The sequence below is a fragment of the Peribacillus sp. NPDC101481 genome, from assembly GCF_044767165.1.
Lineage (GTDB): Bacteria > Bacillota > Bacilli > Bacillales > DSM-1321 > Peribacillus.
Genome location: NZ_JBIWNJ010000002.1, coordinates 471,006 through 483,583, shown reverse-complemented (window position 1 = coordinate 483,583; position 12,578 = coordinate 471,006). Strand labels below are relative to the sequence as shown.

Sequence of the window (12,578 nt, the reverse complement as noted above, 5' to 3'; positions counted from 1 at the left end):
AATTTATTTAGCAATATCCTTTTCTATTATAGGTGTTTCCTGTGCATCCACACTTTTAAATTTAAAAATCGAAATCGAGATTAATGCAGCCAACACAATCAGGCAAGCAATGATACTGATCCGATTCTGTTCACTGAACACGAACGTGACACAAATGATGCTTAAGGTGATTACAGTAAACAAGGTTACATATGGAAAGCCCCACAATTTAAAACTCGGAGCCTTGGGATAAGAATTGCGAAGTTTTAGCTGCGCTAAACAGATGCTGATCCATACAAGTGATACTACAAAGCCCGGAAAAGCCATTAATAGAGTAAATGCCTGGTCCTGTGCAACGAAAGTAATCATGGAGCCGACGACCAATACAACTGCACTTAATATCAAACTATACAAAGGAACGCCATTTTTTGATACATAAGAGAATGACTTGGGAGCTTCCCCTTCTGCAGCTAAAGAATGCAGCATTCGGGTACACCCATATATTCCAGAGTTAGCGGCTGATAAGACTGCCGTTATCAAAATGAAATTCATGATATGCGCAGAACCCTGAAAACCTGACATTGACAAAACTTGTACAAACGGACTTGCCTGGTCGCTAATTTCGTTCCAAGGAATCAAACCGCAGATTACAAGGATCGGTAAGGTGAAGAATAAAACGACTCTCCAAATATAGTTTTTAATGACCTTAGGTAAAATGCGTTCTGCATCCTTTGCTTCGGTTACTGTCACCCCTATTAACTCGGAACCGCCATAGGAGAACATGACGATCAGTAATGCCGAAAAGATGGACATCCATCCATTTGGGAAAAATCCTCCATGCCCTGTGAAGTTTTGCAGATAATTAGATCCGCCGCTTGGGATCACTCCAAATAAAATACAGGCTCCCAATATGATGAATAAGATGATCATTGTAATTTTAATGCCAGCAAACCAAAATTCGAATTCACCATAATTTTTGACATTCATCATGTTAATCCCAATTATGAAAGCCGCACACCCTAAACTTAATACCCATAGAGGGATAGCCGGGAGCCAATATTGCAAGAAGCTTCCTGCCACCACTACCTCAATGACACATACGGACAGCCACATGAAACAATACATCCAGCCTACGATGAAGGAAAAGCGCTTACCGAATGCTTTCTGTACGAAACCCTTCATATTCGTATTTGGATAGACAATCGCCATTTCTGCTATAGCACCCATGACTACAAGCAGTAATAATCCTGCAAAAATATAAGTGAATATAACTCCTGGCCCTGCTAACGATATGGTTTCGGCACTTCCTTTAAAAATCCCAGTACCTATAGCCCCTCCCATTGCCATCATGCTAATATGCCGTGGCAATAATTTCTTTTGCAGTGACCCACCATTTGACTCCATTACATTTGCCTCCTTCATTCCATAATTTTCTCATATAAAAAATTAAACCCATTTCAATCGTTGAATGGCGAATAGATAAGTTATCTCATCAACCGTTATGGTTTAGGAGTGGAAGAAAGCAAAGCCTTCTTGAAAACTCTTCTCATACTTCCCCAAAGTAAAAATGATATCAATAAGCTGATGGTTTTACAAGAGGAATCATTGCAGGCTAATATGGCTCCCGTATGGTCAAACGCCGGTCAGATTTTCGAAATGGAGTGACTTGCTGATAGCCTTGCCTTACGGGGACCAATGACCGGGTTTCTGACTCTATTAAAATGAAACATTCTAATCGGGGACTACATCGGTAATCCCCATGATACATATTCCAGTTATGTTATTTATTTACGATGTGAATCGCATGTCCCAAAACTGCCTCAGCCGCTTCCATCCACCCCTCGGTCAAAGTTGGATGAGGATGCATGCTGAGGGCAATATCCTCGACCCGAGCCGCCAGTTCAAGGGCAAGGACCCCTTCACCTATAAGGTTGGAAGCATCAGCACCTACCATATGCATCCCGAGCAATATGTGGCTATTAGCATCCACGATCACTTCAGCAAATCCCTCCGTTTCATTCGTTGCAAGCGCCCTTCCGTTGGCACTGAACGGAAATTTGCCGACCTTGACGCTGTATCCCTGTTGTTCAGCTTCTTCACGGCTTAAACCAACACCAGCTATTTGTGGTTCCGAGAAGATTACATATGGAACATATGGTGAGTCTACGGCACTTGGCAGCCCCCCTATCACTTCAGCTGCCACGATTCCCTGTTTGGATGCTCGATGGGCAAGAGCCGGACCAGGTGTAGTATCACCGATGGCAAAGATGTGCGGCACATTTGTACGGCATTCCATATCCACTGCTATATGGCCTTTCTCGCCAACCGTAACTCCAGCCCGATTCAGGCCAATTTCTTCAGTGTTAGGTATCCTGCCAATTGTAACCAGGGTCTTTTCGCTCACGACCACTTCAGTCCCCTGTTCTTCCGAGGACACATGAAGATGTACTTGGCCATTCACTACTGTCGCCTTTTCTACCCTCGAGGAGGTTTTGATTTTCATCCCAAGCTTCTTGGCATTCCTTGTGACTTCCTTTACCAAGTTTTCAGCAACTTGGGGGAGTATGCGATTGGCCATTTCAATGATGGTCACTTTAGTACCTAGCTTTGCAAATGCCATACCCAATTCGATTCCGATATATCCTCCGCCAATGATTGACAAGCTTGAAGGAACTTCCTGCAGCTGCAAAGATGATGTCGAATCCAATATATATTCTCCATCGACTTTAATGAAGGATGGAATGAAAGGCCTGGACCCCGTCGCAATAATTGCCTGCTCAAACTTATAGGTTTCGAAATCGCCATCGGTTTCGACTCCAATGCGGTCATCAGATAAAAAGGTTGCTTGACCTTTAACCACCGTCACTCCATTTTCCTTACACAAATGGGCAATACCTTGCCTCAATTGAGATGTGATGCCCGCTTTCCAATCCTGCCAAACTCCCAAGTCCATAGTCGTGCTTTCCTGAGGCAGCCGGATTCCCATTTTCCCTAAATCATTAAGACTTTGGTATTGATTTGCTGCGTGAATTAATGCCTTTGATGGTATACAGCCCCGATTAAGGCATACCCCGCCCAGCTTATCCTTTTCAACAAGCACGACTGATTTTCCTAACTGGCCGAGACGGATAGCCGCAGCATATCCTCCCGGACCTCCTCCCATGATGACAACATCCGTCTCTACAGCAACTTCCCCAACTACCATTTATCTCATCTCCACAACTAAACGAATTGGATTTTCCAGCAATTCCTTAATTCTATTGGTAAAATGCACCGCTGTTACCCCATCAATCAAACGATGGTCGAAAGAAAGTGACATATTCATCATTAAACGGATAACACCTTCCAAATCGCGAACGACCATGCGATGTTCCATTTTATGCAAAGCTAATATGGCCGCTTCCGGATAGTTAATGATCGGGGTCGCGTGCATCCCTCCGATCGGTCCTACATTGCTGATGGTAAATGTACTGCCTGTGATTTGATCTATGTTCAGCTTCCCTTCACGGGCTTGGGCTGCCAATCGCTTGATTTCATCAGCCAGTTGGAAAATGGTTTTTTGATCGGCATTTTTTATGACTGGTACAATGAGACCCTCGTTTGTATTCGTCGCAATCCCAATGTGATAATAATTTTTCAGGATGATTTCATTGGTTCTTTCATCAATTGAAGCGTTTAGTGTTTTGAACTCCTTTAAGGCGATGACAATCGCTTTAACGAAAAATGGCAAAAAAGTCAATTTAATATCCTTATCATCGGAGTACTCCTTTAATTGATTTTTAAATTCCTTCAATCGGTCCATTTCCAATTCATCTACATGGGTTACATGAGGAATGGTTGAAACCGACTTTACCATATGTTCAGCGATTTTTTTACGAATGCCTTTAAGCGGAATCCGCTCTTCCCGCTCATTTTCCAAACCTTTTGCCTGGATGGCATCCTTCATCGGGGCCATATCTTGAACAATCCTGTCCTCAAGCTGTTTGGCTTTTTCCCGTGTAAACGAATTATTTTCTTTAAACTGCTTCAAGTCACTTTCGGTAATTCGCCCAGCTGGACCGGAGCCTTTAACCTTCTCGATATCAATCTTCATTTCCCTCGCCAATTGACGCACGAATGGTGTTGCCAGCGCACGCAATGTCTCATGATGCTGTTTAGTCGTAATATGCTCAGCATTCACTTTTACATCGCTAGATTGCACGGCATGGTTTTCTTCTTCAATAATGACTGTATCCGGAACTGACATATCGTTCTCTTCCTGAATTGTGAATATTGTGGTTCCCACTTCCACGATATCCCCTTCGGAAAAAAATATCTTCTTGACCACTCCCGCTGCGGGAGCAGTCAATTCAGCATTGACTTTATCCGTTTGCACCTCAACAATGGGTTGATCCTGTTTTACCGCATCCCCCTCTTTGATGAGCCATTGGATAATTTCCCCTTCATGCATCCCTTCCCCTACATCAGGAAGTTTAAATTCCATCATGCGTCATCCTCCTTCTCCCTTAATCACAATTAAAATGATATCGTTTCGACTATTCCTTGTTTTACACGGTCAACAGTCGGTAAATAATGATCTTCTATTGTAAACGGCGGAACCGGAACATCAAATCCAGTTACACGCTTAATCGGCGCTTTTAGGTAAATAAGAGCTTCATCATTAATGATGGAGATGATCTCCGCACCTAATCCGGCAGTCTTATGGGCTTCATGGACGATTAATGCACGACCTGTCTTTTTAATGGATTGCACGATCGTATCCCTATCCAGGGGGTATAAAGTTCTAAGATCGACCACTTCACATTTCCAGCCTTTTTCCGCTTCAATCTTTTTCGCGGCATTCAATGCCTCCCTTAACATGGCCCCCCATGCAAAAATGGTCAGGTCGCTTCCCTCCTGGACCACTTTTGCTTGACCGATGGGTATTCGGTACATTTCGTCGGGAACTTCTTCCTTAAAGGCCCGATACAATTTAGTCGGTTCCAAAAAAATCACCGGATCTGGATCTTCGAGCGCTGAAATGAGCAGCCCTTTTGCGTCATATGGATTACTGGGTGCAACCACCTTTAAACCCGGAGTATGGGCAAAGAATGTTTCGACACTTTCGGAATGAAGTTCAGGACCCCTGATTCCGGCACCATATGGAGTACGGATTACGAGGGGCACCCCAAATTGCCCACGGGTACGATACCTCATACGGGCAGCATGGGAAACGAGTTGCTCGAATCCAGGATAAATAAAGGCGAGAAACTGGATCTCCACTATGGGCAGCATTCCGTTAAGGGCTAAACCAATGGCAGAGCCGATGATTCCAGATTCAGCTAATGGCGTATCGACAACTCGATCTTTTCCATACTTCTCATAAAGCCCTTCCGTTGACCGAAAAACCCCGCCATTAACTCCAATATCCTCACCCAAGATCATCACGCGATCATCATGACCCAGCATTTGGTCCAGCGCTTCCGTAATAGCCTGGAGCATCGTTAAATTTTTGCCCATTATTTCTTCCCGCCTTTCCTTAAGATTTGATTCAATTCCTGCTTCTGTTCCTTTAGATGCCATGACTCCTTTGCATATACATGGTTAAACATTTCGAGCGGGTCGGATTTTGGATACCCTTCTGCTCTTTGAAGGTGAGCATCGATCAGTTCGTTGAATTGTTTTATCACCAATTCCTCCTGCTCTTCATTCCAGTGACCCTCTTTATCCAAATACTTTCTAAGACGTGTTATGGGATCGCGGTTTTCCCTCCAGAACGTTGAAATTTCGTCCTGATCGCGATATATGTTCGGATTGTCTGCAGTAGTATGGGCGCCATAGCGAAAGGTAATGGCTTCAATCAATGTAGGCCCTTCCCCTTTAAGCGCTCTTTCGACAGCATCTTTTACAGTCATCCATACTGCAAAAATATCATTTCCATCCACCCGCACCCCATGGATGTCATAAGCAGCAGCCCGCTGGGATATCGTTTTGGATGCCGATTGCTTTTCAAAAGGTACACTGATTGCGTAGCCATTATTTTGGCAGAAAAAGATTGTCGGGGTTTTATAAACGCCAGCAAAATTCAGTGCCTCATGAAAGTCCCCTTCTGAAGTGGCACCATCACCAAAATAAGCAATGCTAACATTCTGTTCGCCTTTAAGCTTACTTGCCCAAGCCGTACCAACTGCATGAACCATTTGAGTGGCAATGGGAACACTTGGAGGCATAATCCTTTTTCCCTCTGGACAAATTGAGCCGTCAAAATGTGCCATCCAGTATAGGAAGACACGGTATAATTCCTGACCATGAATGATTGCAGCTCCATGATCACGGTATGTGGGAAACATCCAATCCCCTGCCGACAATGCTAAAGCGCTTCCTACCTGTGATGCTTCCTGTCCTTCGAATGGTGCATATGTCCCAATCCTGCCTTGGCGCTGAAGATTAATTGATTTTCGGTCAAATGTTCTGAGCAGGAGCATGCTCTCATACATCTTTAACATAAGTGATTTATCGATTTTTCCATCAATCGTTTCAATGATTTCCCCTTCAGGAGTCAATACACGAAACATTTCCGGATCAGTTCCATCTGAATGCGCTTTCATTATTGGGTTTCCCGTCTTTTCCATTTCATTTCTCCCCTTAAGATAGATTTGATTCGCAAACTTACCAAGGTTTTGAACAGTCATGAAATAACAGCCCAAAATGTTTTATTGGTCTCTATGTCTGTGATTAAATGCTGTTTCATAAAATACATTTCCTTATATAAAAGGATAATACATCCAAGTTTTTAATAATATGTTAAATAGAATGAATTTTTCGTATATTGCCTTTATTTAGAATATGTTTTCTGATACTTCACCTTCATTTTGAAAATGAGAACATTCAATGGGTAAATTTCATTTATTATCTACAAATTGTGATATGCTCGATTTATTCACGACCTTATCCAAAAAGTATCCAGCACAAAAAAAGACCCATTATATAATTAAGGGTCTTAGACTGTATACAAACTTTAAGGAAAAATCCAGTTGCATACGTTTTTTTCTAATGGAATATTCCAGTTGATTTCTGAAATCCAATGAGGATTATAGTAAAAACATGAAGGATAATCGAGTTTACTTTTTAATCTTGGTTCAGGTCGAGAAATCCGAAACTCCTTTTGTCAAAAAAAATTGATGGAGCAGCCAGACTCTAGACGAATTGGAGAAGGGCCAGTTTCCATACAATATTTCTTAAAAAAGAAGTTCCAGTTGATTGGAGCGGGTGTTCGAGACTCCTGCGGGAAAAAGCGCGTCGAGGGAGATCCCGCAGGCGAGCGCCGAGAAGGATCCCGGACCGCCCGCGGTAAGTGAGTGCCTGGAGTGGAAATCATTACACATTCCCTCTTTCAGAAATCCGAAATTAGATCCATGTTACCCCTTTTTGCAATTAAGGATAAATGGGGTAGAACTCGCACCGAAATAGCACCCAAAATTAGAAAGATCTATTTTTCAAATGTTCCTTTCACGACTGCTTCACCATCCTTGACCATGATTTGCCCCATCGCGATAACACTATTTATTTCTAAAGTTTGTTTCTTCATTATGATGATATCGGCGTCCTTACCTACCGCAAGCTGACCCTTTGCAGAAAGTTTTAAAATGTTTGCCGGGTTTGCCGTCGCAACTCGTATGGCATCGGCAATTGTCACTCCATCCTCGAGGACCGCATCGACAACACAATCATATAAGGACATGCATGTACCAATGTTCAAACCCCGCAGGTTGCCGCTTCCATCGAAGTCAGGCAGGCTGGCTTGTCCATCTGAAGTTATGGTAATCTGCCCGATTTCAACGCCTTCTTCCAGTGCCCTTTTTATTGCTGTACTTGCTTTGACCTCCCCTTCTTCAAGGAACTTCTCGATCGTACTTGTCGTAAAATCGATATACCCCCCTTTTTTTGCATATTCCACCCCTGCATTGAATAAATGCGGATTTCGGTTTATATGTGTAGGATAGAACTGAGTGATCGGTATTTCCGTTGTCTCGACAACTTCCTCAATTACATGCAAATGATCTAGACTGTCCCCGACATGAATGTTGACGATACCGCATTTCCCGGACAGCAGACCTCCATTACGCGCCTGAGAGGCCAGTTTAGCCAGCTCAGCTGCAGTCGGCTGCGAGGAACGATGATCGGCAATGGCTATCTCGCCAACACCGATAATTTTATCGACAAGAATCAAATCATCTTCGATCTTACCTGTTAACGTCTTGACTGGAACTTGATAGGAACCAGTCTGAACGAAGCAGCTAATTCCCTCTTCTTCAAGCGCCCTCGCTTTAGCAAGCAGTGCGGGCATCGTCCTTGTCGTTCCATCTGTTCCGATGACCCCTACCAATGTCGTTATACCCGCTAAAGTGGCATCTGTTAATTGAATTTCAGGAGTCCTCGTTTTAAAGCCGCCTTCCCCGCCTCCGCCGATAATATGTACGTGACCATCTATAAAACCCGGAGCCACGATTTGGCCATCCGCATCAATCACCTCCAATTCAACGAAATTGTCAGGTACCTCAATCTTGTCCTCGATGAATCCAATTTGCTTCCCAACCAAGAGGATATCTTTTTGGCCCATATATTCCGGACCATATAGCTCCCCATTTTTAATAAGTGTGAGCATTCTCCTTCTCCCTTCAAAAAATACAAATTTTCAAATAGGTTTCAAAATCTTTTACCCGGGTAAATATACAACATGACCAGCTAACAATTACATAAAAAAGACCAAACATACTTGTTCATTTTTTAAAAGTTGTAGCCGAATTGACATCTTGATTATGCTTTTCCAAAAGTATAAAAACAAAAGGAGCAAACGACATGAATAAAGTGATTTCTTCTGACATTAAAACAAATAAAAGATTATCCATGCGACAAATCATGAACCTATATCAAGTTACAAAAGAATTTAAAGGGAATATATATTTTATCTGCAACCATAAATTGGTCGATGCCAAGAAACTTTCGACTTTCGTATCCTTTGTGCTCATTCTTCAAGAGTGTGCAACCATGAAAGTCATCCTTGAAGGCGAGAATGTACATGCCATGCTAGAAAAAGTACATGCTATTTGTAAAGAAAATGATGAATGTTCATTCGGTTTCCTATCGAACCAAACCGTTAATATTTAAATGATTCCGACTACGTTATGAAGAGGGTGTATAAAAATGAGAACCATTTTAATGGTGATAGGCGCAATTGTCGTAATCGGCATAATAGCAAATCTAATTTTTTAAATAAATGAAGAACTGTAGCCAAACGCGAGTTTGCCTGCAGTTTTTTTATTTTAAAAACGTTCCAGTTGATTTCATCCTGAGCTTTTTTGGGCGGTTCACAGATTTATTCGGCCTTACCCGCTCTTTATTCGACCCTTCTCGGATTTATTCGACCTTACCCGTTTTTTATTCGGCCGTTCACGGATTATTCAGACTCCGGAGCCACGTATTAAATCCGCTCCCTTTCGTCGACAAACTGAGACTGTCAAATGATTGACAGTCTCAGTTTGTTAATTTTATTTAAACTCCCTTACCTGAGAATCACCATGGAACCTCCCAGTCCCTCCATTTATTCAACCCTTCCCTAATCTCATTTCCTTTATCAATCCAATATTGTCTCCTTTTGTCCTCTTCTTCCTTCTCCTGTTGCTCAGCTATAAGTGCCTGCTGTTCAGCTATTAGCGGTCCGATATCCTGAGCTTTAAAAGATTGAGCCGCTTGATTCTGTAAAGCTTGCGCCATTATTTTTTGGAAGATGAGTGCACTTCCCTGACTACTGTGTGTCGTTAGATAATGATTTTCGTCGGTCTTATCATATCCAGCCCATACAGCACCGACCAGCGAAGGTGAATAACCGATGAACCATTGATCTTTAACCCCTGATATTCCTTCGATGGGAACTTGTGTGGAGCCTGTTTTTCCTGCTATTTCATAACCTGATACTGCGGCGTTTTTCGCTGTGCCATATTCCACTGTTCCAAGCAGCATGGCATTCATTTTATCGACGGCGCCTACTGAGGTCACTTTGGTGCTCTTCTCTTTCCAGGCGGCAACCTCTTTTCCATCGGCATTTTCTATTCTTACAATGGCATGGGTCTCCATCCGTTCCCCTTCGTTGGCAAAAGCTGAAAAGGCTCCTGCCATCTGCAGCGGGGACACACCTTTTTTCATCCCTCCTAAAGCGATCGACAGGTTTCGATCATCCTTTTCATATGGAATTCCAAACCGATTAAGTGAATCAAGCCCCTTATCGATGCCAATCTCATTCAATAGCCAAACCGTCGGTACATTCAAGGAATTCATCACCGCTTCATACATGGGGACTTCTCCTTTATATTCACCGCTCAGGTTTGTTGGCTCATATTCACCGAAGCTCATTTTTTCATCCTTTAAAGGGTCAGTGATATCATATCCCTCTTCAACAGCTGGCGTGTAAACGACAAGCGGTTTAATGGATGATCCAGGAGACCTTGTCAGCTGGGTGGCCCGATTATATCCCATGAATTGATGTTCACCTCTCCCGCCGACAAGTGCTTTTATGCCGCCGGTTTCAGGATCAAGGAGGACAGACCCGCTTTGAACCAGTTCTTCTGTACTCGTTCCAACTGGAAAATTGGCTGCATTCTCATACACGGTTTCTGTAGCCTGCTGCATGGATTGGTCCAGAGTCGTGTAAATTTTATAGCCCTTTGAAAGCAGCTCCTCAAGCTTAATTCCATATTTACTCGATGCTTCCGATAAAACATGATCGACATAATAGGGATATTTACCTCTTAATGGATCGGTTTCCTTCTCCCCCATAAGAAGTGTCACCGCATCTTTTTTTGCAGCTGCTTCTTCATCTTTCGTCAAATAACCATGTTCCGCCATTCTCGAAAGAACCAAATCGCGCCGCTTCACTGCCCCGTCTAAATTCTTGTATGGATCAAGTTTGGATGGCAAGTTAATGACTCCCGCCAGCAATGCGCCCTCGGCAACGGTCAATTCAGAGACCTCTTTGGAAAAATAAATATTTGCAGCCTTTTTGATTCCCCATGCCCCATGGCCAAAATAAACTTGATTCAAATACATTTCCAGTATTTCATCTTTTGTATACTGATTTTCAACTTCCTGGGCTAGAAAAAACTCTCCTATCTTCCTCTTCAGTGTTCGATCCGATTCCAGCATCGTGATTTTCACAAGCTGCTGGGTGAGCGTGCTCCCGCCTTCAACAACACTTCCAGCCTTTGCATTTTTAACCAAAGCCCGCATAATTCCTTGATAATCTATGCCGTGATGTTCATAAAAACGGTGATCCTCAATGGAAACCACCGCTTGTTTCATATGTTCCGGTATTTCATCTATAGCAACACCTTCGGATTTATTTGCCGTGATCGTACTAGCAAGATTCCCATCCAAATCATAGATCCCTGTCGGTTGCTGAAGCTTATTTTCAAGATGACTTATATCAGCACCCTGCCTGAAATACAACAGTGAACCGGCGCCTAAAACCACAATCACCAATATTATAATTAGACCTAATTTCACTAACCCTCTCATTTGTACCCCCATTTTCCCATCTGCGACATGTTTCATTAAAAATATTTTACCCTTTTTATTAAAGAAAACTCGTCGATTGAATAAAAGGCCGAAGCTAGGCGCCCTTTTCATGTAGCACTATACTCGGATATCGGCACCCTTGATGATATTTCTTCATCGTCTGACATGTCAACTAACTGTAAGGACCAGATTTCATCCTACCATTTTAACTATGCTCGTATCTATCCTTTACCCGTAAATGGCAGTCTATATACAGATTAAAGGCGTGAAGCCATTTAAAAGTGGGTATAACACCTTTAAGGTCTTAAAAAGGGGAGAGATGATATTAATGAAGGACTTAAAGCATATTGTCGTCGCTTTTGATGGAAACGAAGAGAGTAAACGGGCTGTCGAATATGGAGCAACATTGAAAAAGGCCTTTCCAAAAGCCGAGTTGACCGTAGTTCATGTCCTAAATGATAAAGTTGAACAGCGTATCGTGGGAGACGCCTCTGCTCCAGGGTTCGTACCTGCTGCCGGATTTTATGTAGATCCAGTCCAGACACATCCTGTTGTTGAAGTTGATCAGCCACGAAATCAAAAGGTAAATGACACCCCTTCCGCCATCGAGAATAGTATTCAGAACGCAGAAAGTAATACGTTGAGATTGTTAAGTGAATGTCAAGTCAAGGGGAAATTCGAACTATTGGAAGGATATGCGCCAGATAGCGTATGTGACTTTGCAGCAAGAACTTCAGCTGATCTTATCGTAGTCGGCAATAGCGCTAAAAGCGGTTTGGAAAAGTTCTTCCTTGGCAGTACAAGTAGTTCCATTTTGAAAAACGCACCCTGTTCGGTATTCATTGCAAAATGAAAATTGAGCCGGTTCACACTAGTTATTAAATACTTCGAAAAAATCCGGTTTCTTATAGAATCCGGACTTTTTGTTGGATTTTTCAGTAATACATGTATTGTTTGTATCCAAAACCACATCCCTGCACCAGTTCGAACTGTTCACTCTCAGCCCATTTGGCTCCCCTTTGTAAGTATTTAATTTTCGATCATCGGTT

The 12,578-nt window shown here is 42.7% G+C and carries 9 protein-coding genes; 2 read left to right on the top strand and 7 right to left on the bottom strand.

From position 1 onward, the window contains the following. Positions 1-3: 3 nt before the first annotated feature. The 6 genes from ACIROD_RS12305 to iadA form a co-directional block, all read right to left on the bottom strand. Positions 4-1,383 (bottom strand): amino acid permease, encoded by a 1,380-nt coding sequence (locus ACIROD_RS12305; protein ID WP_101224231.1) that lies wholly within the window; start codon positions 1,381-1,383, stop codon positions 4-6. Between the two features lie 376 nt (positions 1,384-1,759). Beyond that, positions 1,760-3,184, bottom strand: coding sequence for a dihydrolipoyl dehydrogenase (gene lpdA / locus ACIROD_RS12300; protein WP_402941137.1), 1,425 nt, complete (start codon positions 3,182-3,184; stop codon positions 1,760-1,762). Next, positions 3,185-4,465, bottom strand: coding sequence for a dihydrolipoamide acetyltransferase family protein (locus ACIROD_RS12295; protein ID WP_402941134.1), 1,281 nt, complete (start codon positions 4,463-4,465; stop codon positions 3,185-3,187). It abuts the gene before it with no gap. 29 nt (positions 4,466-4,494) lie between these two features. Then, positions 4,495-5,478 (bottom strand): alpha-ketoacid dehydrogenase subunit beta, encoded by a 984-nt coding sequence (locus tag ACIROD_RS12290; RefSeq protein WP_101224443.1) that lies wholly within the window; start codon positions 5,476-5,478, stop codon positions 4,495-4,497. Next, complete coding sequence (gene pdhA / locus ACIROD_RS12285; protein ID WP_402941131.1) at positions 5,478-6,590, bottom strand: pyruvate dehydrogenase (acetyl-transferring) E1 component subunit alpha; 1,113 nt, start codon at positions 6,588-6,590, stop codon at positions 5,478-5,480. The genes ACIROD_RS12290 and pdhA overlap by 1 nt, the downstream gene beginning before the upstream one ends. Before the next feature lie 857 nt (positions 6,591-7,447). Then, positions 7,448-8,623, bottom strand: coding sequence for a beta-aspartyl-peptidase (iadA, locus tag ACIROD_RS12280; protein WP_101224235.1), 1,176 nt, complete (start codon positions 8,621-8,623; stop codon positions 7,448-7,450). A 194-nt stretch (positions 8,624-8,817) separates the two neighbouring features. On the opposite strand from iadA, the gene ACIROD_RS12275 reads away from it, so the two are divergent. After that, positions 8,818-9,126 (top strand): hypothetical protein, encoded by a 309-nt coding sequence (locus ACIROD_RS12275; RefSeq protein WP_402941128.1) that lies wholly within the window; start codon positions 8,818-8,820, stop codon positions 9,124-9,126. 405 nt (positions 9,127-9,531) lie between these two features. Here the strand turns inward: ACIROD_RS12275 and ACIROD_RS12270 are convergent, their stop codons facing one another. Further along, positions 9,532-11,565, bottom strand: a complete 2,034-nt coding sequence (locus ACIROD_RS12270) for a transglycosylase domain-containing protein (RefSeq protein ID WP_402941125.1) — start codon at positions 11,563-11,565, stop codon at positions 9,532-9,534. Positions 11,566-11,857: 292 nt separating this feature from the next. Here ACIROD_RS12270 and ACIROD_RS12265 point away from each other — a divergent pair, with 292 nt between their 5' ends. Next, entirely contained in the window at positions 11,858-12,382 is a 525-nt protein-coding gene (locus ACIROD_RS12265; RefSeq protein ID WP_402941123.1) for a universal stress protein, read from the top strand. The last annotated feature ends 196 nt before the right edge of the window (positions 12,383-12,578 follow it).